The organism is Candidatus Nanopelagicus abundans (genome assembly GCF_002288305.1).
Taxonomy (GTDB): domain Bacteria; phylum Actinomycetota; class Actinomycetes; order Nanopelagicales; family Nanopelagicaceae; genus Nanopelagicus; species Nanopelagicus abundans.
On sequence record NZ_CP016779.1, the window covers coordinates 563,249 to 586,902 of the forward strand.

General features: G+C 39.5%; 24 protein-coding genes and 1 pseudogene. 15 read left to right on the plus strand and 10 right to left on the minus strand.

Going from position 1 to position 23,654, the window contains the following annotated elements:
* The first annotated feature begins 45 nt into the window (after positions 1 to 45).
* The 6 genes from B1sIIB91_RS02985 to B1sIIB91_RS03010 are packed head-to-tail and all read left to right on the plus strand — an operon-like array spanning position 46 to position 4,786.
* A complete protein-coding gene (locus tag B1sIIB91_RS02985) occupies positions 46 to 720 on the plus strand; it encodes a histidine phosphatase family protein (protein ID WP_095688146.1) in 675 nt (224 codons plus the stop codon).
* The gene (locus B1sIIB91_RS02990) at positions 721 to 1,260 is read left to right on the plus strand and encodes a DUF3090 family protein (protein ID WP_095688147.1); all 540 of its coding nucleotides are present in this window, start codon (positions 721 to 723) and stop codon (positions 1,258 to 1,260) included.
* Positions 1,230 to 1,952 carry an SCO1664 family protein gene (locus B1sIIB91_RS02995; RefSeq protein ID WP_223298621.1) on the plus strand — a complete coding sequence of 241 codons (723 nt, stop codon included), beginning with the start codon at positions 1,230 to 1,232 and terminating at the stop codon, positions 1,950 to 1,952. Before B1sIIB91_RS02990 ends, B1sIIB91_RS02995 begins: the two co-directional genes overlap by 31 nt.
* A 13-nt stretch (positions 1,953 to 1,965) precedes the next feature.
* Positions 1,966 to 3,189: a cysteinyl-tRNA synthetase gene (locus B1sIIB91_RS03000; RefSeq protein WP_095688149.1), complete on the plus strand. Its 1,224-nt coding sequence runs from the start codon at positions 1,966 to 1,968 to the stop codon at positions 3,187 to 3,189.
* A gap of 42 nt (positions 3,190 to 3,231) precedes the next feature.
* Positions 3,232 to 3,954, plus strand: a complete 723-nt coding sequence (locus B1sIIB91_RS03005) for an HAD family hydrolase (RefSeq protein ID WP_223298622.1) — start codon at positions 3,232 to 3,234, stop codon at positions 3,952 to 3,954.
* Positions 3,941 to 4,786 (plus strand): tRNA (adenine-N1)-methyltransferase, encoded by an 846-nt coding sequence (locus tag B1sIIB91_RS03010; protein ID WP_095688151.1) that lies wholly within the window; start codon positions 3,941 to 3,943, stop codon positions 4,784 to 4,786. Before B1sIIB91_RS03005 ends, B1sIIB91_RS03010 begins: the two co-directional genes overlap by 14 nt.
* On the opposite strand, the gene B1sIIB91_RS03015 is transcribed toward B1sIIB91_RS03010, so the two are convergent.
* On the minus strand, positions 4,787 to 5,287 hold the full coding sequence (locus B1sIIB91_RS03015; RefSeq protein WP_223298623.1) for an FKBP-type peptidyl-prolyl cis-trans isomerase: 501 nt from the start codon (positions 5,285 to 5,287) through the stop codon (positions 4,787 to 4,789).
* A 43-nt stretch (positions 5,288 to 5,330) separates the two neighbouring features.
* Here B1sIIB91_RS03015 and B1sIIB91_RS03020 point away from each other — a divergent pair, with 43 nt between their 5' ends.
* The 9 genes and pseudogenes from B1sIIB91_RS03020 to B1sIIB91_RS03060 all read left to right on the plus strand — a co-directional run bounded on the left by B1sIIB91_RS03020 (position 5,331) and on the right by B1sIIB91_RS03060 (position 14,424).
* On the plus strand, positions 5,331 to 6,254 hold the full coding sequence (locus B1sIIB91_RS03020; RefSeq protein ID WP_095688152.1) for a helix-turn-helix transcriptional regulator: 924 nt from the start codon (positions 5,331 to 5,333) through the stop codon (positions 6,252 to 6,254).
* Positions 6,247 to 7,173: a helix-turn-helix transcriptional regulator gene (locus tag B1sIIB91_RS03025; RefSeq protein ID WP_095688153.1), complete on the plus strand. Its 927-nt coding sequence runs from the start codon at positions 6,247 to 6,249 to the stop codon at positions 7,171 to 7,173. The genes B1sIIB91_RS03020 and B1sIIB91_RS03025 overlap by 8 nt, the downstream gene beginning before the upstream one ends.
* 14 nt (positions 7,174 to 7,187) lie before the next feature.
* Positions 7,188 to 7,361 (plus strand): annotated as a pseudogene (gene tatA, locus B1sIIB91_RS03030) (Sec-independent protein translocase subunit TatA); the annotation flags it as partial.
* A gap of 23 nt (positions 7,362 to 7,384) precedes the next feature.
* The gene (gene tatC / locus B1sIIB91_RS03035; RefSeq protein ID WP_095688155.1) at positions 7,385 to 8,194 is read left to right on the plus strand and encodes a twin-arginine translocase subunit TatC; all 810 of its coding nucleotides are present in this window, start codon (positions 7,385 to 7,387) and stop codon (positions 8,192 to 8,194) included.
* Position 8,195: 1 nt separating this feature from the next.
* Positions 8,196 to 9,077: a diacylglycerol/lipid kinase family protein gene (locus tag B1sIIB91_RS03040; protein WP_095688156.1), complete on the plus strand. Its 882-nt coding sequence runs from the start codon at positions 8,196 to 8,198 to the stop codon at positions 9,075 to 9,077.
* On the plus strand, positions 9,074 to 11,416 hold the full coding sequence (locus tag B1sIIB91_RS03045) for a DEAD/DEAH box helicase (RefSeq protein ID WP_095688157.1): 2,343 nt from the start codon (positions 9,074 to 9,076) through the stop codon (positions 11,414 to 11,416). Before B1sIIB91_RS03040 ends, B1sIIB91_RS03045 begins: the two co-directional genes overlap by 4 nt.
* A complete protein-coding gene (locus tag B1sIIB91_RS03050) occupies positions 11,413 to 12,315 on the plus strand; it encodes a 5'-3' exonuclease (RefSeq protein WP_095688158.1) in 903 nt (300 codons plus the stop codon). Before B1sIIB91_RS03045 ends, B1sIIB91_RS03050 begins: the two co-directional genes overlap by 4 nt.
* Before the next feature lies 1 nt (position 12,316).
* Positions 12,317 to 13,699, plus strand: a complete 1,383-nt coding sequence (lnt, locus tag B1sIIB91_RS03055; RefSeq protein WP_095688159.1) for an apolipoprotein N-acyltransferase — start codon at positions 12,317 to 12,319, stop codon at positions 13,697 to 13,699.
* Positions 13,696 to 14,424 carry a polyprenol monophosphomannose synthase gene (locus tag B1sIIB91_RS03060; protein ID WP_095688160.1) on the plus strand — a complete coding sequence of 243 codons (729 nt, stop codon included), beginning with the start codon at positions 13,696 to 13,698 and terminating at the stop codon, positions 14,422 to 14,424. The genes lnt and B1sIIB91_RS03060 overlap by 4 nt, the downstream gene beginning before the upstream one ends.
* Before the next feature lie 26 nt (positions 14,425 to 14,450).
* Here B1sIIB91_RS03060 and gcvP read toward each other — a convergent pair whose 3' ends face one another.
* The 9 genes from gcvP to B1sIIB91_RS03105 form a co-directional block, all read right to left on the minus strand.
* Positions 14,451 to 17,297, minus strand: a complete 2,847-nt coding sequence (gene gcvP / locus B1sIIB91_RS03065) for an aminomethyl-transferring glycine dehydrogenase (protein WP_095688161.1) — start codon at positions 17,295 to 17,297, stop codon at positions 14,451 to 14,453.
* Between the two features lie 46 nt (positions 17,298 to 17,343).
* The gene (locus B1sIIB91_RS03070; protein WP_095688162.1) at positions 17,344 to 17,850 is read right to left on the minus strand and encodes a MerR family transcriptional regulator; all 507 of its coding nucleotides are present in this window, start codon (positions 17,848 to 17,850) and stop codon (positions 17,344 to 17,346) included.
* 99 nt (positions 17,851 to 17,949) lie between these two features.
* A complete protein-coding gene (locus tag B1sIIB91_RS03075; RefSeq protein WP_095688163.1) occupies positions 17,950 to 18,423 on the minus strand; it encodes a bifunctional nuclease family protein in 474 nt (157 codons plus the stop codon).
* A 17-nt stretch (positions 18,424 to 18,440) separates the two neighbouring features.
* The gene (ftsR, locus tag B1sIIB91_RS03080) at positions 18,441 to 19,154 is read right to left on the minus strand and encodes a transcriptional regulator FtsR (RefSeq protein ID WP_095688164.1); all 714 of its coding nucleotides are present in this window, start codon (positions 19,152 to 19,154) and stop codon (positions 18,441 to 18,443) included.
* Positions 19,151 to 19,594: an FHA domain-containing protein gene (locus B1sIIB91_RS03085; protein WP_095688165.1), complete on the minus strand. Its 444-nt coding sequence runs from the start codon at positions 19,592 to 19,594 to the stop codon at positions 19,151 to 19,153. The genes ftsR and B1sIIB91_RS03085 overlap by 4 nt, the downstream gene beginning before the upstream one ends.
* Before the next feature lie 62 nt (positions 19,595 to 19,656).
* Positions 19,657 to 20,040 (minus strand): glycine cleavage system protein GcvH, encoded by a 384-nt coding sequence (gcvH, locus tag B1sIIB91_RS03090; protein ID WP_095688166.1) that lies wholly within the window; start codon positions 20,038 to 20,040, stop codon positions 19,657 to 19,659.
* Positions 20,041 to 20,051: 11 nt separating this feature from the next.
* Positions 20,052 to 20,594 (minus strand): CDP-alcohol phosphatidyltransferase family protein, encoded by a 543-nt coding sequence (locus B1sIIB91_RS03095; RefSeq protein ID WP_095688167.1) that lies wholly within the window; start codon positions 20,592 to 20,594, stop codon positions 20,052 to 20,054.
* Complete coding sequence (gene der, locus B1sIIB91_RS03100) at positions 20,587 to 22,557, minus strand: ribosome biogenesis GTPase Der (RefSeq protein ID WP_095688168.1); 1,971 nt, start codon at positions 22,555 to 22,557, stop codon at positions 20,587 to 20,589. Before der ends, B1sIIB91_RS03095 begins: the two co-directional genes overlap by 8 nt.
* Before the next feature lie 32 nt (positions 22,558 to 22,589).
* On the minus strand, positions 22,590 to 23,651 hold the full coding sequence (locus B1sIIB91_RS03105) for a prephenate dehydrogenase/arogenate dehydrogenase family protein (RefSeq protein ID WP_095688169.1): 1,062 nt from the start codon (positions 23,649 to 23,651) through the stop codon (positions 22,590 to 22,592).
* Positions 23,652 to 23,654 lie beyond the last annotated feature (3 nt).

The window sequence follows — 23,654 nt, forward strand, 5'->3', positions numbered from 1 at the left end:
GTCAGGCTAGCAACAAGAGGTGAAAAATATCGGTAACCTTGCCAAATGCCGATTGTTTATATGTTGCGTCATGCCCAATCTGTGGCAAATACCAAAGGTATTTTGGCTGGGCAGGATAATTCAGTTCAGTTGTCTAAGGATGGCCACAAACAGGCGCAAATGCTCGCGCCATACTTATCAAAGCTTAAAATAAATCGCATTTATTCAAGTCCACTTACCCGCTGCATCCAAACCATTCAGCCTTATATGCAACTTAATCCTGATCTGGATTTTGAAATTGATGAGCGTTTTATTGAAATGGACTATGGCATATGGTCTGGCAAAAGACTTTCTGCTCTAGCACGTGATCGTAGGTGGCGAAGCGTTCAAAATAAACCATCAACTTTTACATTCCCAAAAGGTGAGAGTTTTAGAAGTATGCGCAAAAGGGTTGACTTAGCTTTAACTGAATTAAGCAAAGAAAAAGGTGTGGTTCTAGTTGTTACACATGGTGACATAATTAAAATGTCCTTAGCAAGTGCACTTGGCTTACCAATTGATCGTTTTCAGAAATTTGTGGCCGAACCTGCCTCACTAACAGTCATAAACTTGGAAAAGAATAGTTCAACTGTTCTGCAAACAAATTATAAAATCTCAGCAGAAATAGTTCAGAAGTTTAAGCAAAATCAACTAGGCGGCGGTAATTCTCTATCTGCTTCCATAAAATGGTGGCGCAGGTAGATGCCAAGAATTATTTACCGCCACCAACCTGCGACTCGTTTTATTGTGAGTGCTATTGGAGACCCAGGTGAGCGCCAGTTTTTTATTCAAGTTAAATCTGCTGATGGAATAAATTCAGTCACACTTGAGAAAAGCCAGGTTATTGCTCTTACCCAGCGGTTTGAGGATTTAATAAGAGAGTTACGTCGTGGAAAGTTAGTTTCACCAGCAGATCTATCTGCTGTGGCAGATGTAGATGATTTGCCAATGGAATTGCCAATTGATGAAGATTTTCAAGTCGGTATAATAAGCATTACTTGGGAAAATGATCTAGTTGTTGTAAATATTCAAGCCATATCCCAAGATGATGATTTAATATTAGATGATTTAGATTCAGGACCGGATCTTTTAGTTGCCACACTTAAGATCAATCAGGTTAAAGGATTCTGTGAGCGTGCTAAAACTATTGTTAGCGCCGGTAGGCCAGCATGCCCATTTTGCGGGTTACCAATTGATCCCTTGGGGCATCTATGTCCGAGAGCAAATGGATATCGCAGATGATTCCTAAAAGTGAATTAATATCATCTGGAGAAATCACTGTCGTCGGCAGGTTAGTTGATGCGTCAAATGCAACACTGCTGGCAAACATTAAAGACTGTGATCCAAAGGTTGAAATTATTTATAAACCAGTTGCAGGTGAGCGACCACTGTGGGATTTTCCAGATGGTGATTTAGCAAGTCGTGAGTATTCAGCATTTTTACTAAGCCTCATGGCTGGTTTTAATTTAGTCCCTTTTACTGTTCTTCGTGATGGACCATTTGGCTATGGCATGGTTCAAGAGTGGATCGATATAGATGAAACTGTAGACGTTGTTGAGTATGGGCAAAGTGATGGTGATCAACTCCGAAAACTTGCTTTATTTGATGCCGTGATAAATAACGCTGATCGAAAGTTTGGACATTTATTAATTGATAATCAGGGAGTATTAAAAGGGTGTGACCATGGAATTTCATTTCACTCCGAAGATAAGCTCAGGACAGTGATCTGGCAGTTCTCTTCACTACCCCTTGATCCAGAAGAAATCACCCTACTAAATAAAGTTAGTGCACTTAATCTTGAGCAAATTTTTAATGAGTATCTAACTGCTAGTGAGATTAGCGCCCTGCGCCAACGGGTAAATGAGCTGCTTGCAACGGCAGTTTTTCCAGAACCAAGTCAGTTAAGGCCTGCTATTCCATGGCCTCCGGTCTAAGGGATAATTAACTATGAATAGTTGGCCACAGATCTTCTTACCTCCGTTAGATGATTATGTCTTTCCGCAATTAAATCTTTTAGATAGTAATAGGGGATTGGTTAAGGCATCTACATCACAAAATTTTTCTATCTACGTCTGCGGTATTACTCCTTATGACTCAACTCATCTAGGTCATGCCGCCACTTACTTAGCTTTTGATTTGATTAATAGGTACCAGCTGCTAGCAAAATATAAGGTAGATTTTATTGAAAATGTTACAGATATAGATGATCCACTGCTCGAGCGAGCTAAGAGAGATAATCAAGATTGGCAAATTCTTGCGCAAGAGCAGATAGATTTATTTAAATCCGACATGTCTGCATTAAGAATTATCCCACCTAAGAAATTAGTTAAAGTTACCGAATCTTTTGACTTAATAGAAAAATTTATAACCCAACTCTCAGATCGCGGCTTTTTATATAAAATAGAGGAGGACTATTACTTTTCAGTTGGAGATTTTTTGGATGATCTGCCAATGACAGTCGATCAAGCAAAGGTAATTTTTCAGCAGCGTGGTGGTGATCCTGAGCGGACTGGTAAAAACCACCCACTTGATCCAGTTGTATGGCTTGCAAATCAGGAAGGTGATCCTGGGTGGCCAAGTAAATTTGGGTATGGCCGTCCCGGTTGGCATGTTGAGTGCACCGCTATTGCTTGCAATCATTTAGATAATTCAAACAGCGATCCGATTATTGATCTTCAAGGTGGTGGATCGGATTTATTGTTTCCACACCATTATATGAGCGCAAAGATTGTTCAAGCTGCCTATGGACGAGAATTTTCTTCACTTTACATACATGCAGGAATGATTGGTTTAGACGGTGAGAAGATGAGTAAATCTAAAGGTAATTTAGTTTTCGTTTCTAAATTATTAGGAGATGGCGTAGACCCGATGATCATTCGCTGGGCGCTGCTTACTGGGCACTATCAGAGTGATCGTCAGTGGAGTGATGATTTACTTAAAAAAGCTGAATCGGAAGTAGGGCTTATGCGAACCGCTTTATCGAGAACTGAAGTTGCAGATACTGATCAATTATTAAAGGATCTTGTATCTGATCTTTCAAATAATCTTGATACGCCTTCAGCATTAAATCGATTAGTTTTATGGGCAAAAGAATCACAAAAAGATGCTGACCATAATCAATCTGGACAAGTATCTAGGGCAATTGATTCTTTACTGGGTTTAGCACTGTAATTCTAGAGTTTATCAACAGATAGTTAAGGTAAAGTAAGGCTAATGATGAAACTGTTCAGGCGCATACCAAAGGAAATATCAAATAAAAGCGGCGCTATTTTATTTGATATGGATGGAACCTTAATTGATTCAGAACCCCTTTGGCTTAAATCTGAAATAGAAATAATGGCTGAGGTTGGCTGCCATTGGGATGAACAGGATCAAATCAATTGCTTAGGGGGACCAGCTGAGCGAACAGAGCGCTATATGCAGGAAAGAAGTAAAAATGTTAAGCCGTATGGCTATTTTATAAATCGCTTACATGAAGTTATGAAAACAAAAATTGCAAACGAGCTAGAATTCATCCCAAACGCTCTTGAACTACTTAAGGAATGCAAAGATCTTGGTATTAAAACAGCTTTAGTAACTGCAAGTAGCAGAGATCTCATGACGATCGTATTAAAAAGATTTCCACTTGGTACATTTGATGTTGTTGTCTCTCGAGATGATGTGAAAAAATCAAAGCCCAATCCAGAGCCATATCTACTTGCAGCAAAGCAATTATCTGTTGAAATATCTAAATGTTTAGTGTTAGAAGATTCTTTAACAGGTGTTGAATCAGGCTTACGGTCTGGAGCTAAAGTTATTGGCATTCCACATCTAGTTCAAATGCAAGAGAATCCTAGCCTTAGAATAATTTCTTCATTAGGAGATATTAGGCTAAATGATATTCTCACTTGGTATCCGTTTTTAACAAGTAAGATTGAATCAAATGACAGATCGTAATTTTACATATGGTGATCGAGTTCAACTTACCGATAATAAGGGCAAGCTTTACTCAATTACCCTAACTTCTGGGGCTGAGTGGCATACCCATAAGGGCATGCTTAAGCATGATGAGTTAGTTGGTCTACCTGAAGGATCAATTGTTCAAACTAATGGTGAGTTAAAGTTTCAGATTTTTAGGCCTCTATTAGCTGATTACGTACTCTCAATGCCAAGAGGTGCAACAATTGTTTATCCAAAAGATGCTGCCATGATTTTAGGTATTGCCGATATTGGCCCTGGCATTAAGGTACTGGAGGCAGGTGTCGGCTCTGGAGCATTGAGCATTTCAATTCTGCGCGCAATAGGAGAGACTGGATTTCTTCATTCAGTTGAAATCCGCGATGATTTTGCACAAATCTCCCAAAACAATGTCACTAGTTATTTTCAGCAAATACCAAAAAATTGGAAACTAACTATCGGCGCACTTCAGGATCAGCTATTTGACGCAGATTATGATCGGGTTATTTTGGACATGCTTTCCCCATGGGATTGTGTTGAGACTGCGTCAAAAGCATTAGTACCTGGGGGAGTGCTACTTAGCTACGTAGCAACTACCACGCAGCTATCAAAAATTGCTGAAGCAATTAAAGACTCTGGAAATTTTACAGAGCCGGAATCCTCAGAAACTATTGTTAGAGGATGGCATCACGAAGGTTTAGCAGTTCGGCCTCAACACAGGATGATTGGGCACACTGGTTTTCTTATTTTCGCCCGGCGAATGGCCCCAGGTGTTGCAGTATTACCAAGGAGACGTAGACCTTCTAAGGGTTCCTATGGGGTTACTGAATAATTAAATTACAGATACAAGATCTACAACAAAGATTAAAGTTTCATTCGGTGCAATTCCACCGGCAGAACCCTGTGCTCCGTAACCAAGATCAGGTGGGATAACTAATAATCTTCGCCCACCCTCTTTCATTCCTGGTATTCCTTGTTGCCAACCAGCAATAACACCACTTAGTGGAAATGTTGCAGTCTGTCCGCGATCCCAAGATGACTCAACCACTTGTCCGGTTCCCCAAGCCATTAATGTGTAATGAACTTCAAGAGTTGAAGTTGCAATAGCTTCTTTGCCACTTCCAATAAAGATATCCTCTGAAAGCAAGGTTGCTGGAGCTTGACCAGATGGCGCAGTGATGCTCGGTTTGCTTCCTTTAGTACCACCTACTTTTGGAAGAGCTGATGGTGATTGTCCTTGATTGGTCATTGAATCCACGCCTCCGTCGGTTGAGCAGGCAGTAATTAGAAAAATAGGAAGAATCGCTAGAGCTAATTTATGGGTTTTTCGCACATGTAATCTTAGCAAAGATTTTACTTATCGCTAACCTAAGACCATGAGCGCCCAAAAAACAGAGCGATTAATAAATTTAACCTTGGCCTTACTTGCTACAAAGCGCTATCTGACCAAGTCTGAGATTTTTAAAGCCGTCGCAGGTTACAGCGGCTCACCAGAAACTATGGAAAGAATGTTTGAACGAGATAAGGATGAGCTTAGAAGCTTAGGAATTGAAATTGAAGTTAAGGGAATAGATCCGCTTTTTGAAGATGAACAAGGATATTTAATTAGAAGTGAAACATTTCAACTTAGTGAGAATGAATTTAGTAAAGAAGAGTTACTTTATTTAACTATGGCAGCAAATTTATGGCATGACTCAGCTCTTGGGGGTGATTCCAAGGCGGCCCTTCTTAAAATTCAGTCTTTAAGTGGCCCGATCGAAAGTGATGCTGTAAATACACCAGCCGTTAGAGATAGTGAAAGTGCTGCGCTTCTTTCATCAGCTTTTGAGGCAGTTGATACTGAGCAACTAATAAAATTTGGCTACAAAGGCAAAGAGCGTACCGCTCAACCATTTGGACTTTATACGAGAGATGGATTTTGGTATTTAGTTGCCCGTGAAGAGGCTGAAATAAAGTCATTTAAATTATTGCGTATCGAAGGAAAAATAGTTAAAGAAGGTAAAGCTGGTTCTTTTAAGAAACCACCTGAATTTGATTTAATCAAGTTTTTATCAAACTCTAGGTCTGAACAAGAAATGCAGGCGCAGGTTTTAGTAAGAAAAGAGCAGGTTCATGTTTTACGAAGTAAATACTCGACTAAAGAAATTAATGAAGAGTGGGATTTAATGTTAATTCCATATATTTACGAACAAGAGATTATTGAAACTATTTTATGGTATGGAACAAATATTATTGTGGACAGTCCGGCTAGTCTGCGAAGTGAAGTTATATCAAGGCTTAAGGTGATTGCAAATGGTTGATAATGCAGCAAATCGCGCTTTGCGCACAATGGATTTGATCCCATATATTTTAGAAAATCCCGGAGTGTCAATTATAAAACTTGCTAAGCAATTCTCTGTTACCGAAAAGCAGATTGAAAGTGATTTACAGCTTGTGTTTATGTGTGGACTGCCAGGCTATACGCCATATGAGTTAATAGATTTAATCTTTGAAGACGGAGTAGTCTCAATAATTGATCCACAGGTACTTGATAAGCCAAGGCGTTTTACTAAAAGTGAATTAGTTGTAATAGCACTTGGCTTACAGTTATTAGGTGAACTAAGTGCTTCTGATAGTGCAAGGTTAAGTAAGATCAAATTGCTGTCAAATAAAATCACCCAACTTGGGGGTAGTAATTCGATTATTTTTGCCCCAAGTAGTAGTAAGTCACCTTTTGTGGAAGTAATATCAAAGGCAATAACTAATAAAAAGAGCTTAACTATGCAGTATCAATCATTAGTTAAAGATGAAGTTAGTATAAGAACGGTTTTCCCTCATAATCTTTATTTTATGAATGGAAATCTATATTTATCAGCTATGGATTTAGCCGCCAAGGCTGATCGGGTATTTAAAGTGGAATTGATTAAGACCTGTGAGGTTGGGGATGATATTAGTAGTGAGGTTGTTAATGATAGTAATTCAACTCTAGAGGTAGTTTTGGATGTGCAGAAAACCTATAAAAATTTTATCGAGCGAAACTCTTCAATTATCACTGCTGTCGAAGAACAAAAGAATTGTTTTAGAGTTCACTTAAAGTTGAGCAATTTAGAATGGCTTAAACGCAGTATTCTCAGTAATTCACCTGGAATTAAGGTGATTTCGCCATCTTTATTAGCCAAAGAGGTAGCTACGTTGGCGACCTCTCTTCTAGCCTCATACCAGGCAGTGAAACCAATCTAGGGTAGTATTTCGGTATGAACGCACTTAAGCCATGGCATCTAGTTGTTTTAGCAGTTGTTTTCTTAGTTCTATTTGGAGCAAAGCGACTACCAGATTCTGCAAGGTCATTAGGTAGATCACTGCGGATCTTTAAGAGTGAAGTCCAGGAGTTGAACAAAGATGATTCTGACGGAGACAAAAAAACAAACCCAAACTCTGATAACTAGGTTTCATGAGTAATCGCCGTGGCGGCAAAATGCCACTGCTTGATCATCTTCGCGAGTTTCGTACTCGGTTAATAAAATCTTCTCTAGCTGTTGTATCTGGTGCCGCTATCGGATGGTTTTTGTATCAACCAATTATTAGATTATTAACATTGCCATTCTGTGACTTAGGCAGCTCATCTTCACCAACTACAGGTCAATGCGGTGATCTTTATGTTAATGGAATTCTGGGTCCGTTTAACCTACATGTAAAAATTGCACTTTTATCTGGAATCATATTTGCTGCTCCAATCTGGATTTATCAGCTTTGGGCATTTATTACTCCTGCTTTACATAAAACAGAGCGAAGAGTTACATTAGCATTTGCAGCAGTTGCCACACCACTATTCGCTAGTGGTTCATATTTAGCTTATTTAATATTGCCACACGCAGTCGACGTACTACTTGGTTTTACGCCAAATAATCTGGGAAATTTAGTGCGCTTTGATGAATATCTAGATTTTGTATTGCGATTGATTTTAATATTTGGAATCGCATTTATACTCCCGTTATTTTTAGTTGCTTTAAATTTACTAGGAGTAGTATCAGGTCAAGCGATACTCAAGCCCTGGCGTGTAGCAGTATTTCTTTGCTTTCTGTTTACCGCAATATTTACTCCAACTCCAGACCCAATAACCATGACCTTATTAGCAATCCCACTTTGCTTGCTCTACTTTGCTAGTGGCTTATTTGCACTACTTATTGATCGCCGCCGTAGTAGTAGTAAAACTGACTTAGGTACAAGCGCATCACCAATTGATAAGCCTGAAAAAATCTAAAATGTGGCTTCTTGTTGCAAATGAAACTGCAGGGAAAGGAAAGGCGCTTCAATTAGCTAATCAGTTTACTGATTTATTGAGCCAAGCAAATCAGGAATTTACGTTAATAAATGAAAAAAGTTACGAGAAAACCATTGAAAAATTAAAAGCGGAACTATCTACTAACTTCTACAGTAAATTGATCGCAGTTGGAGGAGATGGCTTAGTAAATCTTTGCCTTCAGCACCTTGCCCAGTCAGGCCTTACTCTTGGGGTAATTCCAGCCGGTACGGGAAATGATTTTGCTAGGGCCGTTGGTTTAAATAAAATGAGCATGAATGAATTATTTAATCTTTTTACAAGAACAGATCCCATAAAAATTGATTTAGGTCATGTTAAATCAAGCACAGCTGAGAAGTGGTTTGTTCAAGTATTAAGTACTGGTTTTGATGCAGAAGTTAATTCTCGAGCAAATAAAATTAAATGGCCTAGGGGTAAATCCAAATACACAATTTCTACAGTAAGAACTCTTGCAAGATTTAAGCCTATTAATTATAAGATAGATATAGATTCAAGAAAATTTGATCAGTCTGCCATGTTATTCACAATTGCAAATGGTGAAACATATGGTGGGGGAATGAGGATCTGTCCTGGTGCATCAAACTCAGACGGTTTTTTTGAAATACTTTTAGTAAGGCCAGTTTCGAGATTTGTTTTACTTACTATTTTCCCAAAGGTATTTAAAGGCAATCACATCCCGCACCAAAAAATTGATACATACCGAGCTAAGGTAGTAACAATTTCAGCACCCACATCTGCTTATGCAGATGGCGAGTATGTTGCTCATTTACCAATAACTGTGACTAATGTTGGCAATGCACTATCTACTTGGCTTGCGCCATGACCTTAACTCCATCTCAAAATTATGCTAGAACTAAATCATTAGGAAAATTTCCTAAGACACGAAAATTTGCTGAATCTTTTCCATTTGAGCTTGATCCGTTTCAGGTTGAGGCTTGTCACGCATTAGAGAGCGGAAAAGGTGTTTTAGTTGCTGCCCCAACCGGAGCTGGTAAAACGATAGTTGGGGAATTTGCTGTTGATTTAGTTATTGGCTCTGGCGGAAAATGTTTTTATACAACACCCATAAAAGCGTTATCTAATCAAAAATTTGCTGAATTAACAGAAAAATATGGCGAATCAAAAGTGGGCTTATTAACTGGTGATACTTCAATAAATTCAGAGGCACAAATTGTGATTATGACGACTGAAGTCTTAAGAAACATGATTTATGCAAATTCATCGACAATAAATGAACTCAAATATGTTGTTATGGATGAGGTGCACTATCTAGCAGATAAGTTTCGTGGTGCGGTATGGGAGGAGATTCTTATTCATCTTTCCGATGCGGTTCAAGTAATTTCACTTTCGGCTACAGTTTCAAATGCCGAGGAATTTGGCGAGTGGTTACAAACAGTACGAGGTGATACTGAGGTAATTGTTAGTGAAATAAGACCAGTTCCTTTATATCAGCATGTTTTGTTTGGTAACCGGCTACTTGATCTATTTGGTGAAAACCTTAAACTCAATCCAGAGTTGACCAGATTAGAGAGAGATTCTTATCGCCAAGTTAGAGGCAATTGGCGAGATAAACCAAAGGGTCCGAAACCGTTAACCCGCTCTGAAATTGTTGAAAAGTTGGACCGGGAAGGCTTACTACCTGCAATTACTTTTATATTCTCTAGAAACAATTGTGATGCTGCAGTTAGACAATGTCTTGCAGCTGGTCTTCGATTAACTAATTCACAGGAAAAAACTGAAATTAGATCTGTTATTTCTCGTAATATGAAAAATCTGGCGGAAGAGGATTTAGTTGTTCTTGGATATTATGAATGGGCAGATGCACTTGAACGCGGAATTGCTGCACACCATGCGGGATTACTCCCGGCATTTAAAGTTACCGTTGAAGAATTATTTCAAAGAGGTTTAGTAAAAGCAGTATTTGCCACAGAAACCTTAGCTCTTGGAATTAATATGCCAGCAAGAACAGTTGTTTTAGAGAAGCTAAGTAAATGGAATGGTGAAGGTCATGTAGCAGTCTCACCTGGGGAATACACCCAGCTAACTGGCCGAGCAGGCCGTCGTGGTATTGATATTGAAGGAAATGCTGTAATTCTTTGGAGTAATGATTTAGATTCAACATCTGTTGGCGGTCTTGCATCGACTCGTACCTATCCGTTAAAAAGTTCCTTTAAACCTACATATAACATGAGTATAAATTTGATATCTCAATTTGGATCAGAGCGAGCTAGAACTTCCTTGGAATCTTCACTTGCTCAGTTTCAAGCTGATAAGGCTGTCGTTGGGTTAGCAAAGCAAATTCGAAAAAATGAGAGTGTAAGAGATGGTTTATATTCAGAAGCAAAGTGTCATCTAGGTAATTTTATGGAGTATGCCCAGATGCGTGGGGACATTAAGAAATTAGAGACTGATAGTAAGCGAAGCAAACGCAAACGTGCTGAAATAGAGGAAGAAATTGGTGCGATCCGTAAGCGAATGAAAAATCATATATGCCATACATGTCCTGATCGTGAAAATCATTCTAGGATTACTGAGCGAGCACAGCGACTACAGCGTGAAATCGACGGATTAACTGAACGAATTAATACTCGAACAAATGTGATTGCAAAAAGGTTTGACAGGATTAAAGTCATACTAGATAAGTTTGGTTATATAAATAATGATGCTATTGCAAAATCTGGAAAGATGCTTGCAAAGATTTATGGCGAAACTGATTTGCTAATTGCTGAGTCAATTCAATCTGGAGTCTTTAACAATCTATCACCAGCAGATTTAGTTTCAGTTATATCATCTTGCATATACGAGTCTCGAAATGAGGAGGCGGCAAAAGTGCCAAGGGGTGATATTCAAATCGCTTTGGCAGCTATTTCTAAGATATATTCAAAAATTCATGATGCCGAAAGTGATTTAAACCTAGAACCTATGCGGGCGCCAGATTTTGGGTTTTGTTGGGCTTCTCATAAGTGGGCGAGTGGCCAGTCTTTAACTTCTATTTTAAAAGGAACTGATTTAACTGTTGGCGATTTTGTAAGATCTATGAAGCAAATAATTGATTTACTCAGACAATTACGTTCTGCTGCACCCGAACTTCAAATAATTATTGATCAGGCACTAACCAAAATTGACCGCGGTGTTATTGCCTACGCTGGAGCAGCAGTATGACTCTAATGCTGTTAGATAGTGCCTCACTTTGGTATCGTGCATATTTCGGGATGCCAGACACTTTAGTTTCTCCAACTGGGCAACCAGTAAATGCAATTCGTGGATATTTAGATATGACCTCGCGACTACTAGTTAAATACCAACCAAATCGAATAGTTGCATGTTTAGAGGGTGACTGGCGCCCATCTTGGAGAGTTGAATTATTTCCAGATTATAAACTTAATCGATTAGATGAAGAAGGAGCCGAGGAAGAACCAGATACTTTAGGGTCGCAAATTCCAATATTGTTAGATGTTTTAGACGCACTCGGAATTCCATTGCTAGGTGTTGATGATTATGAAGCAGATGATTTAATGGCTACGTTTAGCGTGAAGCAGCCTGGTCCAGTAAGAATTGTTACCGGTGACCGCGATCTTTTTCAACTAGCTGATGATAAGCGCGATGTAAAAATTGTTTACTTAGCAAAGGGAATATCTAACCATGATTTAGTGGATTTAAAATGGATACAAGATAAATACCAAATTCCAGGAGATCGATATGCATTATTTGCAATGATTCGAGGTGACTCATCTGATGGGCTACCTGGTATAAAAGGAATTGGTGAGAAGGGTGCAATGGTGATTGCTAATCTTTTCAAAACAATGCCTGAAGTAATGCAAGCAGCAGCCGGTGCAGATGAAAGATTAAGTGCGAATATAAGAAAGAAATTACTCGAAAGTAGTCAATATGCTGCCATCGCACCAAAATTAGTAGGTTGTGCATTAGATGTTGCAATTCCAGAAATGGAGATATCAATGCCTATAAAGCCAAAATCTCTCGAAAAAATAATAAAACTAAAAGATGAGTTTGGTCTTGGTGCCAGTATTGATCGCATAATGAGTGCACTTAACTGGGTTTAGAATGAATTACTTATACGCCGGCCTTGCAGGGCTGATATCATCGACAGCTTTTGCGCCGTTATCTTTTTGGCCTTCTGCATTTATTGGGCTAACGGTCTGGTATTTTCTTCTAATTAAGTTGCGTTTAAGAAGCAGAATATATATTTCATATGTTTTTGGATTAGGCATTCTCTTGCCAGTTCAGCATTGGACCGGCATATATGTTGGCAATATTCCTTGGCTAATACTTTGTTTTGCTCAGGCGTTTATCTTCACGCTCCCGGCTTTTTTTGTTGGCAAGCGTAAAAAATTTAACCAAATAGCATTTGCTTGCTCATTTGTAGCTGTTGAATTACTTCTCCGAACTATCCCTTTTACTGGATTTGGATGGTCACGGCTAAGTTTTACCCAAGTCGATGGTCCATTGCAATTTTTATACTCTAGCGGCGGTGTGGTGCTAGTTGCATTTTTTATTGCTCTGATTAGCTCAGCAAAGTCAGTATTAAGCCTTGCAATTATTTCAGTTGTTATCGCAGGACTTTCCTTCCTTCCACGGATTGAAACTACAAATGAGAAAAGCTCTGTGGCATTAATTCAAGGGGGAGTGGTAAATCTTGGATTAGATTTTAATTCGAAACCTAAGGAGGTTTTTCTTAGGCACCTAAAACAAACTTCTGATTCAGTTAAAGTCGGGCAGGTTGATCTAGTAATTTGGCCAGAAAATGCTGTAGATATTGATGTTAATAGAAATTCAGAGGTTAAGAACCTAATTAGTGAAAAATCAGCTTTCTTAGCAACGCCAATATTAGTTGGTGGAGTCACAAGGTCTGGAAATAACCTCTTTAATCAATCATTTCTATTCGATTCCGAGATTAAGCAGAGGTATACAAAGCGCTATTTAACGCCATTTGGTGAATATTTACCATTAAGAGTTATGGCTAATAAAATTTCGAAGTATGCCAATAAAATAACAGATTTTAAAGCCGGGGATAGAGATACGAATTTTATAATTAATGACGCCACATTTCAGACCTTGATTTGTTATGAACTTATAAATGATTCTTTCCGTGATCAAATTAGTTCCAATTTTCTTATTATACAAACAAATAATGCAACTTTTGGAGACACCGCTCAACTAGATCAACAATTAAACATTGCTCGAGTGAGAGCAATTGAGACTGGTCGATTTATTGCATATGTCTCAACTACTGGAACTACCTCATTTATTGATAATCGCGGAAAAGTAGTAAAGCAACTGCCAAAATTTAAGTCCGCAACACTATTTGGTGAACTAAATCATGTAAAAGGTCAAACTGCTACACAATTTCTTGGTAAGTATTTTGAGTATCTGGCAGGAGCTTTTCTCTTATTAATTGTTTTATATAGAAAAAAGGGGAGTAGATGAAAAATGTTTTAGTTATCATCCCTACATATAACGAGTCAGAGAATATTACTGCTTTACTGTCCCTTCTAGACAGGGTTCGAAATGAACTTAGTAGTAGGTATAAAATTGATATATTAATTGTTGATGATAATTCTCCAGATAAAACTATAGATACTGCTCGATCTATAAATATCGAAAACATATCGATACTCAGCAGATCGATGAAAGGTGGTATTGGACCAGCTTACTTGGCAGGTTTTGATCTTGGCTTAAAAAATGATTATCAGTATTTTGTTCAAATGGATGCAGATTTAAGCCATATGCCAGAGCAACTAGAGAAGCTACTTGCAGTAGCATCAAGTAAAAGTTTAGTAATTGGAACTCGTTGGATGCCAGGTGGGTCAGTTGTTAATTGGCCATTTCATCGCCGCTTTATCTCCAAACTTGGCACTAAGTACGCTTCATTTGTTCTTAATCTTAGGTATAAAGACTTAACCTCAGGTTATCGAATAGTGCCCCGGCAGCTTTTAGAAATACTTAATCTCAATAGTATTGAAACTAAAGGTTATGGCTTTCAGATCGAAGTTGCTCTTAAGGCGCATGATGCTGGATTTGAGATTAAGCAGGTGCCAATAACCTTTACAGAACGAGAAAATGGCAGATCAAAGATGGGGGCTAAAATTGTTTGGGAGGCTTGGTTTAAGGTCAGTATTTGGGGTTTTAAGCGTATAACTAGTCGCCGATAATCTACATTATGTAAAGTAAGAAAGATCTAGTTAGAGGCTAACTCCTCGATCGGCAGACAACTGCACACCAAATTTCGGTCTCCATATACACCATCAATTCTTCCAACAGTTGGCAGATACTTTCCAGCGCGACCTATTCCAAACTCTTGGCCATTAGGAAATGCAGCATTTTCCCTTGAATATTTACGGTCCCACTCTTGCGAAACCAAATCTCCAATTGTGTGAGGTGCATGTCGTAGCGGTGAATCTTCAATCGTAATTTTGCCAGACTCGATCTGAGCTATTTCACTTCTAATACTTTCCATAGCAGCTAAAAATCTATCAAGCTCCCTGATATCTTCAGATTCCGTTGGCTCGATCATCATGGTTCCAGCTACTGGAAAACTCACAGTAGGTGCATGAAAACCATGATCCATTAACCGCTTAGCAATATCGTCAACAGTTACACCAGTGCTTTTAGTTAGCGGCCTGATATCGATAATACATTCATGCGCGATATGTCCATTCTGACCACGATAAAGAATCGGAAATAATGGATCAATCTTTTTAGCAAGATAATTAGCGGATAAAATGGCAACTTCAGTTGCTTTTGTTAACCCAAACCCGCCCATCATTCTTATATACATCCAAGAAATTGGCAGAATTGATGCTGAACCAAATGGTGCGCCAGAGACCGGACCTGGCCCAGTTTTAGGACCTGCCAAATCATTATCTGGGTGATTAGGTAAAAATGGAGCTAAGTGAGCTCTTGCAATTACTGGTCCAACCCCTGGTCCCCCGCCACCGTGTGGGATACAAAATGTTTTATGAAGGTTTAAATGAGAAACATCAGCCCCAAATTTTCCAGGCTTTGCCACGCCAACTAAAGCATTTAGATTTGCCCCATCAACATAAACCTGACCACCAGCATCATGTACTAATTCACAGATTTGCGAGATAGCACTCTCAAAAACTCCATGAGTTGATGGATAGGTAACCATTAGAGCAGCAAGATTATTTCTATGTTCTTCAATTTTTTCTTTTAGATCACTTAAACTAACATTGCCATCTTCATCACAAGCGATAACAAAAACTTTCATTCCAGCCATTACCGCACTTGCTGCATTCGTACCGTGTGCACTTGAAGGTATTAGACAAATATCTCTATTTTCTTCACCTCTGCTATCAAGATAGTTTCTAATTGCAAGCAAACCTGCAAACTCCCCCTGTGAACCTGCGTTTGGTTGTAGTGAGACAGCGTCATAGCCGGTAACAGCTATCAACCATTTACTTAAAGAATCAATTAATTGCATATAACCTTCAGATTGGTTAGCAGGAGCAAATGGATGAATTAAGTTAAATTCTGGCCACGTAACTGGAATCATTTCTGAGGTTGCATTCAATTTCATTGTGCATGAACCAAGAGGAATCATGGTTCGATCTAATGCTAAGTCGCGATCAGAAAGTGATCTTATATACCTAAGCATGGCTGTTTCGGAGTGATATGTGTTAAATAGTGGATGAGATAAATAAGTGGTCCCCCGTTTGATTACTGAATTAACACTCTTCTCACTGGCATCTTCTGCCTCAAAGGCTTTTAACAACTTTAATAAATCTGCTTCGGTTGTAGTTTCATCAAAAGATACGGATAGCTCTCCTTTTGAAATCATTCTGATATTAAAATCTGCCGCTAGAGCGGTTTTAGTGATTTGTTCAGCTTTTGAGCTGCGCAGGAAGATGGTGTCAAATATTTCATAATCATCAACATCAAAGCCACTCTTCTTTAAACTACCCCGAAACCTGTATGCAAATTTTTGAACCCTTAAAGCTATTTCAGCTAAACCATCTGGACCATGCCACATCGCATAAAATGCAGAAATTACTGCAAGTAAAACTTGTGCGGTGCAGATATTTGAGGTTGCTTTATCCCGGCGAATATGTTGTTCCCTAGTTTGTAATGCCAATCTAAAGGCAGGGTTGCCATGGGTATCAACTGATTGTCCAACTAATCGACCAGGAAGTGATCTTTCTAATCCATTTTTTACTGCCATAAATCCTGCATGTGGTCCACCGAAACCGACGGGTACACCAAATCTTTGCGCAGAGCCAACTGCAATATCAGCGCCGTACTCCCCCGGAGACTTAAAAAGAGTCAGTGCTAGTAGATCACAACTAACTATCGCTAGCGCACTTTGCTTTTGAATATCCTTAACAATATTAGTTAAATCTTTAACTCGCCCGTAGCTATCTGGATATGCAATTATGGCAGCAAAAATGCCCTCAGGAATTAGATCCTTACCAAGGTCATTTTCGATTACCTTAATTTTTAATGGCTTTGCTCTAGTTTTAATGACTGCTTTAACATGTGAGTGTAAATTTACATCAATTAAGAATGCGGCTTCATCACTTCCTTGCCAAACTCTGCGAGCAAGTGTCATAGCTTCGGCTGCTGCAGTTGCTTCATCAAGCATTGATGCATTTGCAATTGCTAGGCCAGTTAGATCAGTAATTGCAGTTTGAAATGCAAAAACTGCTTCAAGTCTTCCTTGGCTAATTTCTGGTTGATATGGTGTGTAAGCGGTATACCAGCCTGGATTTTCCAAAACATTTCTTAATACAACTGGGGGCGTAATAGTTCCGTAGTAACCATTTCCAATAAAAGATTTTACAACTGTATTCTTTTTAGCAATTTGTGCTATCTCTTCGATAGCTGCAACCTCTGAGATACCTGCTGGCAATACTTTTTCTATCTCACCCTTAATATGAATATTTTCTGGCACAACTGCTTTAATAAAAGTGTCTAAATCTTTGTATCCAAGTTCAAGCAGCATCGTTTGGATTTGATATTGATTTGGGCCAATATGACGGGATGCAAAATCAGATCGGTATGTCATAGCCCTCCCCAATAACTAGTAGATTTGGGAAGTAATAGTAATTGCTTTAGGCGCCTTTAAGTTTCCTGCGCTGGGCTAATTCATCGTTAGATTCACCACTTACTACCAAAGATCCATCAGTTAGGCTCTCACCTTGAAGGGTTGCAAGTGAGCCCTCAACTTCAGTCCAAACTTTTCCGATTGCAATACCAAATACTCCTTGGCCTCCTTGCAATAGATCCACAATCTCATCGGCGCTAGTGCACTCATAAATTGATGCGCCATCACTCATTAAAGTAATACTTTCAAGATCTGAAACACCGCGGGCACGAAGATGCTCAACAGCTGTGCGAATGTTTTGAAGTGAAACTCCAGTATCAAGTAAACGTTTAACAATCTTTAAAACTAATATATCTCGAAATCCATATAAACGTTGCGAGCCTGATCCGGCCGCTCCCCTAACACCTGGCTCTACTAACCCAGTGCGCGCCCAATAATCTAATTGGCGATATGAAATTCCAGCTGCAATACAAGCTGTTGCACCGCGATAGCCGATCTCTGCGTTGTTGCTCATGGGGACTCAATTCTAGGGGGAAGGCTTAATTGTAGAAGAGGTAGCCGTGTGATGGGCCTAACGACACGTAAAACTTTAACCCAAGGTTGAGGGTTGGACTTATCCGAGGAAATCTTCTGGATTTATCTGGTCTAAAAACTCCTTAAACCGTTCTACTTCATCCTCTGCCTGGTCTGGGATCTCAATGCCAGCCTCACCTAGTAATTCATCACTAGCTAAAATCGGTGAACCCATCCGCAGTGCTAACGCGATCGCATCACTTGGTCTTGCTGATATTGCCGGGCCATCCTCAAAATTGAGTTGTGCGTAAAAAATTCCATCTTTTAACTCAGTCAAATAAACAGTCTTAAGTTTTGCGCCCAACTGCCCTAATACATCTTTAAATAAATCATGGGTTAAGGGCCTAGGCGGAATTACCTCTTGTTGAGCAAATGCAATTGCGGTTGCCTCAACGGCTCCGAGCCAGATTGGTAAATAACGCACACCATCTGTTTCCTTTAACAAAACTATTGGCTGATTTGAAGGCATCTCAACTCGCACGCCCATTACTTCAACTGGATGATATTTAGCCATTTTACAACCGCTGCTAATTACTTAGCTCGGTGTAAGCCGGCACGAACTAAGGAAGTATGCAACCTTATCGATAGTGATGCCAGCTCTCGTTCAACCTCTTCTGCTCTTGCCTTTGACTCTGACCCCTTTTGCCTAAGCAGTGGAGTTGTTATCTGTTCTACCAAACCAATTTCTCGATCAGCAGCAGTTTTAAAAGCTCTTAGATGTCTTGCGCCAATACCGAAAGCCGAAATTTCCGCAACTGCCTTAGCAACTGAGAGGCCATCACTGTCATAGTGTCGACCGCGGATTGAAATTAATCCGTAGGACTCGATTTCAGTTAATTGCTCATTTGTTAAATTTGATGCTGCTAAAAGTTCAGTTCTAGTTAGGCGAAGATCATTATCACTTGCAAATTGATCACTAGTTAGTACGCCATCATTTGTGGCAAGTCTAGGTGAAGCAACACCACCAACACTCTTAGCCGGTGATAAACCTCTATCCATTGCATCAAGATTTTCTTTAATTACCTTAAGTGGTAGATATTGATCACGTTGGGCAATTAGGACAAACCTTAATCTGTCTAAATCAGTGGTTGTAAACTTTCGGTATCCACTTGGAGTGCGTTGTGGCTCTATTAATCCCTCAGCCTCAAGAAATCTAATTTTTGAAATAGTGATATCAGAAAACTCAGTTCGCAACCTGGATAAAACTTCACCAATGCTTAAGTAGGCTCTTACTGGAACACTCATTTATTGCCCCCAATAAATAATGTCAGATGATACTTTCCAATCTGAACCTCATCACCCGGATTAATCTTCACTTCTCGCACTACAACTGCATTTAAATAAGTTCCGTTTAGGCTTCCTAGATCTTTAATTGTGTAGCCATCTGATTTAGAAATTAAAGCGTGAGACCTTGAGACGGTAATGTCATCCAGGCATATTTCATTGTTTATATCTCGACCAATTTTTGTCTCAGCTGCATCTAATAGATAGCGTCCACCAACTCCAGCACCTTTTAGAACTAATAAAATTCCAGCACCATTTGGAAGATTTTTCACGACATCTTGTTGCTCAGTTGTTAGTGATTTATAAAGATCATCACTTCGCACACCTTCAGGAATGGCGCGCAGTTGACGTAAATTTAGAGTTGATGTCAGGTCATTAGGTGGTGTCGCTTTATCTGCCATCTCTGCCCCAATCTTTGTTACCTTCAACTATAGGCTCACAGTATTGGCTCGCGCTAGGCGGGTCAAGCGGTTAATTCTTGATATTCCTTTGCAGATAGCAGGCTTTCCTGCAGCTTTGGTGTGGATATTTCGATCTCAGCAATCCAACCATCTCCATATGGATCAGAGTTAATTACCTCTGGGTTGGTATCTAGCTTCTTATTAGTTGCAATTATTGTGCCAGTAATTGGAGCATAGATTTCAGAAACAGATTTTGTTGACTCAACCTCACCACATACTGAATTAGCACCTACGCTACTTCCCTCTTTTGGAAGTTGAATATAAACAATGTCACCGAGTGCGGCTTGAGCGTAATCAGTAATACCAATTCTAAACTTAGTTGCAGAGATTTCTAAAACCCACTCATGCTCTTTGGTATAGAAAAGCTTATCTGGCACATTTGACATCTAATCTCCTATTAATAACTTTTAGGGCGCTTAAGCCCTAGAACTAGGTACTGCAAACCTGTGTAAAAGTACAGGCTGGTTCCCCAGATAGCAAAAGCCCAACCAACTATATAGCTAGCTTGTCCGATATAGGCTAAATCCTCTAGAAGTAGTAATGGAAAGGCGTAGAGTAAATTAAAAGTAGCCGCCTTACCTAAGAAGGTAACGGCAAGAAAAGGGATCCCCTTTAATTTTTGATAGATAATTACTAAGAACAGTATGAAATCTCGAACGAGGATTGAAATAACAAGTACCCAAGGTAGATAATCCTTATTTGCAAGAGCAATAATTACGGCAGCTATGTATAGGCGGTCAACTGCTGGATCAAATTTTGCTCCAAACTCTGAGGTTTGATTTAAATAGCGAGCGACTTTGCCATCCAAATAGTCAGTAACCCCACCTAGGGCAATGACCACAAAGCTTGCAATTGGCTTATCGGCTACCAAAAATAAATAAAGAAAGAGCGGAACACCAAGGGCTCTAAGCAGTGTTAGTGCATTTGGAATATTAAGCATTGTCTCGATCCTTTATTTTTACCGCCACCTCAATTGGAGTTCCATCAAAGCCGAACTCCTCACGCAGGCGTCGTTCGATAAACCTGCGATAGGCAGTTTCTAAAAATTCAGTCGCGAAGACCACAAACTTTGGCGGACAAGTTCCAGCTTGGGTGGCAAATTTGATCTTAGGTTGCTTTCCACCCCTTACTGGAGGTGGATTGCCTCCAACTAGTTCACCCAGAAATGAATTTAGCTTGGCAGTTGGAATCCGCTTCTCCCAGTTTTTAAGTGCGGTAGTAAGTGCTGGTGCTAACCGATCTCGATGCCAACCCGTTTTAGCCGATAAGTTAACTCGCTGCGCCCATGGATAACGTTCAAGTTGGCGTTCTATCTCTTTATCAAGAGTCAGTTGTCGCTCTTCATCAACTAAGTCCCATTTATTCATAACTATTACCAAAGCTTTTCCAGCTTCATCTGCCATGCTAACTATTCGAATATCTTGTTCAGTTAAAATATTTGAGGCATCAAAAATAACTAGTGCCACCTCTGCTCGTTCAAGTGCAATCTGTGTGCGAAGTGAGGCGTAGTAATCAGTACCACTAGCCTGATGTGCTCGCCTTCTAATTCCAGCTGTATCAATAAATCTCCAGGTTGCACCACCAAAATCAATTAACTCATCAACAGCGTCCCTAGTAGTTCCTTCAGCATCATCAACTAAAACTCTTGGTGCACCTGCTAGTACGTTAAGCAAACTTGATTTTCCGACATTAGGGCGACCAACTAAAGCTACTCGCCGATACCCATCATCAACTTGAGCAGTGCCAACCTCTGGCAACTGGGAAATTAATAAATCAAGCAGATCACCACTTCCTCTGCCATGCAGGGCTGAAACAAAATGCGGCTCACCTAGGCCAAGATTCCAAAGAGAGTAACCATCAGACTCATCCTCGGCATTATCAATTTTATTACCAACTAAAATTACTTTTTTTCCACTCTTGCGAAGTAAATCAACTAGAGACTGATCTTCATCTAGTGCTCCAACTTGGGCGTCAACTACAAACATAACAAGATCTGCTTCAGTAATTGCAGCCTCTGAACCAGCAGTAATTTTTTCCGATATTCCCTCCGGCTTAACTTCCCAGCCTCCGGTATCAATTAGAAAAAATCTTCGCCCATTCCATTCCGCTTCATACTTAACTCGATCTCGTGTAACACCTGGAGTGTCCTCAACTATTGCCTCTCGCCTGCCAATCATTCTGTTTACTAAAGTTGATTTACCAACATTTGGGCGACCAATGACTGCAATAGTTGGCAGTCCTAGCAAATTACGTTGTTTAAGCCATTTCCAAATCTGATCTGTTACTTCATCTAATGAAAGCCTTGTTGAATCGATCACTGCAGCATCTTCTGCTTGAGTGAGGGGTGAAATCTTTCGGTTTGAGTCAATTTCATCACGATTTGCCAGTGATTGGCCGACTTTCTCCTTACCTATATTTTCAGCCATTTCACTTTCACGCCGCTTTGCTCGCTCTGAAATATCTGCATGGAGATAGATTTTAAGTTGAGCATTAGGTGCTACCACTGTGCCAATATCACGTCCTTCAACAACAATTCCTATTGGTGCATCTGTAATATATTTTCGCTGTAAATCAATTAAAAGTTTTCTAACCCCCACCATTGCACTGATCTGACTTACCCGATCATTTATTCGCTCGAATCTGATTTGTTCTGAGATGTCGCTACCGTCAACACTAATTTTTGGTTCAGCTGGATTAGTATCAAAAGAAATATCTGATTTTTCAAGATAGCGAATAATCTCTTCTTCATCTTCAACATTATTTGCAAGGGCAATATAAGTTGCAGCTCGATAAAGTGCCCCAGTATCTAAATAACTCCAGTTAGCTCGAAGTGCGATTGCTTTTGCGGTAGATGATTTACCTGATCCACTTGGACCATCTATAGCTAACACAAGTCCAGACATGGCCATAGTCTATCTTTAGTGACTAAAGATATTTATCGATTTTTAGTGGGATGAACCTTAAAGCCAAGTTTTTCTAAGTGCTCAGAGAGCTTTATGCAATCAGATTCCGAAAGGGCAAGTGTGATTAAGCCAGTCTCTTGGCCAGGTGAATGCTCGATGCTTAAATCCTCAATATTTACCGCAATCTTCGCACATTCATTAAATATTATTGCAAGTTGTCCAGGCTTATCATCTATAACAATTGGCAAAAAAGCATAATTTCGGGATTTAGCGCCATGCTTACCAGGAATTTTATCTTTACCTTCTCTGCCTTTTTTCAAAAAATCTTCAATCTCTTCTTTCTTATTAGAAACAAGACTCTTCTGTAGTCCTTGTAAGTGTGAAATTAGTTTTTCTAGTGCAGGTGTTAAAGATGATTGGTTAGCAAGAAATATTTCACTCCATAATTTTGAATCTGAGTTTGCCAATCGTGTTAAATCACGAATACCTTGGCCGGAAATATTCAAATTATCTTCACTTACTTCAAGAAGTGAAGCCGCAAGAGATGAGCTTAAAATCTGTGGAAGATGTGAAAGTTTGGCAACAGTTAAATCATGTTCTGCACTGCTCATTTGATATGAACTACCACCACAGATCTTAATAAAAGAATCAGCAACTAGTTTTGCCTTCTCACTAGATTTAGAACCAGTTATCAGCACCCAAGCTCTTCCAATGAATAAGTCAGCTCTAGCGCTTTGTGCTCCACTTAATTCACGTCCGGCCATTGGGTGAAGTGAGATGAAATTCTTTGCATTATCTGATAATTCTTCAACCTTAACTAAAAGATCAGACTTTACGCTAGCTAAATCACAAACAATGGAGTTGGGATTTGCATTTAATTGTTCAACAACTACTTTTTGATTTGCACTGATCGGTACCGCAACCACAATTAAATCTGGCTCTGAGAGTGGAGTACTTTTAACTAAATCCTGTGCTAATTGAGCAGAGTTTGAATCCACATCAACCATTTCAACTTTAATACCCGCTGATTTAAGGCAAAGACCGATTGATGTTCCGATTAAACCTGCGCCAACTATGCGTGCTGTGCTAATCATTTA

Excerpts from the sequence above, each read along its gene's own strand:
- B1sIIB91_RS02995 (WP_223298621.1), top strand. The coding sequence starts at position 1,230 with ATGTCCGAGAGCAAATGGATATCGCAGATGATTCCTAAAAGTGAATTA.
- B1sIIB91_RS03045 (WP_095688157.1), top strand. The coding sequence starts at position 9,074 with ATGACCTTAACTCCATCTCAAAATTATGCTAGAACTAAATCATTAGGA.
- B1sIIB91_RS03000 (WP_095688149.1), top strand. The coding sequence starts at position 1,966 with ATGAATAGTTGGCCACAGATCTTCTTACCTCCGTTAGATGATTATGTC.
- B1sIIB91_RS03075 (WP_095688163.1), bottom strand. The coding sequence starts at position 18,423 with ATGGCTAAATATCATCCAGTTGAAGTAATGGGCGTGCGAGTTGAGATG.
- gcvH (WP_095688166.1), bottom strand. The coding sequence starts at position 20,040 with ATGTCAAATGTGCCAGATAAGCTTTTCTATACCAAAGAGCATGAGTGG.
- B1sIIB91_RS03025 (WP_095688153.1), top strand. The coding sequence starts at position 6,247 with ATGGTTGATAATGCAGCAAATCGCGCTTTGCGCACAATGGATTTGATC.
- B1sIIB91_RS03060 (WP_095688160.1), top strand. The coding sequence starts at position 13,696 with ATGAAAAATGTTTTAGTTATCATCCCTACATATAACGAGTCAGAGAAT.
- B1sIIB91_RS03050 (WP_095688158.1), top strand. The coding sequence starts at position 11,413 with ATGACTCTAATGCTGTTAGATAGTGCCTCACTTTGGTATCGTGCATAT.
- B1sIIB91_RS03095 (WP_095688167.1), bottom strand. The coding sequence starts at position 20,594 with ATGCTTAATATTCCAAATGCACTAACACTGCTTAGAGCCCTTGGTGTT.
- B1sIIB91_RS03010 (WP_095688151.1), top strand. The coding sequence starts at position 3,941 with ATGACAGATCGTAATTTTACATATGGTGATCGAGTTCAACTTACCGAT.
- B1sIIB91_RS02985 (WP_095688146.1), top strand. The coding sequence starts at position 46 with ATGCCGATTGTTTATATGTTGCGTCATGCCCAATCTGTGGCAAATACC.
- B1sIIB91_RS02990 (WP_095688147.1), top strand. The coding sequence starts at position 721 with ATGCCAAGAATTATTTACCGCCACCAACCTGCGACTCGTTTTATTGTG.
- B1sIIB91_RS03105 (WP_095688169.1), bottom strand. The coding sequence starts at position 23,651 with ATGATTAGCACAGCACGCATAGTTGGCGCAGGTTTAATCGGAACATCA.
- B1sIIB91_RS03005 (WP_223298622.1), top strand. The coding sequence starts at position 3,232 with ATGATGAAACTGTTCAGGCGCATACCAAAGGAAATATCAAATAAAAGC.
- gcvP (WP_095688161.1), bottom strand. The coding sequence starts at position 17,297 with ATGACATACCGATCTGATTTTGCATCCCGTCATATTGGCCCAAATCAA.
- lnt (WP_095688159.1), top strand. The coding sequence starts at position 12,317 with ATGAATTACTTATACGCCGGCCTTGCAGGGCTGATATCATCGACAGCT.
- B1sIIB91_RS03040 (WP_095688156.1), top strand. The coding sequence starts at position 8,196 with ATGTGGCTTCTTGTTGCAAATGAAACTGCAGGGAAAGGAAAGGCGCTT.
- B1sIIB91_RS03020 (WP_095688152.1), top strand. The coding sequence starts at position 5,331 with ATGAGCGCCCAAAAAACAGAGCGATTAATAAATTTAACCTTGGCCTTA.
- B1sIIB91_RS03085 (WP_095688165.1), bottom strand. The coding sequence starts at position 19,594 with ATGGCAGATAAAGCGACACCACCTAATGACCTGACATCAACTCTAAAT.
- B1sIIB91_RS03070 (WP_095688162.1), bottom strand. The coding sequence starts at position 17,850 with ATGAGCAACAACGCAGAGATCGGCTATCGCGGTGCAACAGCTTGTATT.
- ftsR (WP_095688164.1), bottom strand. The coding sequence starts at position 19,154 with ATGAGTGTTCCAGTAAGAGCCTACTTAAGCATTGGTGAAGTTTTATCC.
- tatC (WP_095688155.1), top strand. The coding sequence starts at position 7,385 with ATGAGTAATCGCCGTGGCGGCAAAATGCCACTGCTTGATCATCTTCGC.
- der (WP_095688168.1), bottom strand. The coding sequence starts at position 22,557 with ATGTCTGGACTTGTGTTAGCTATAGATGGTCCAAGTGGATCAGGTAAA.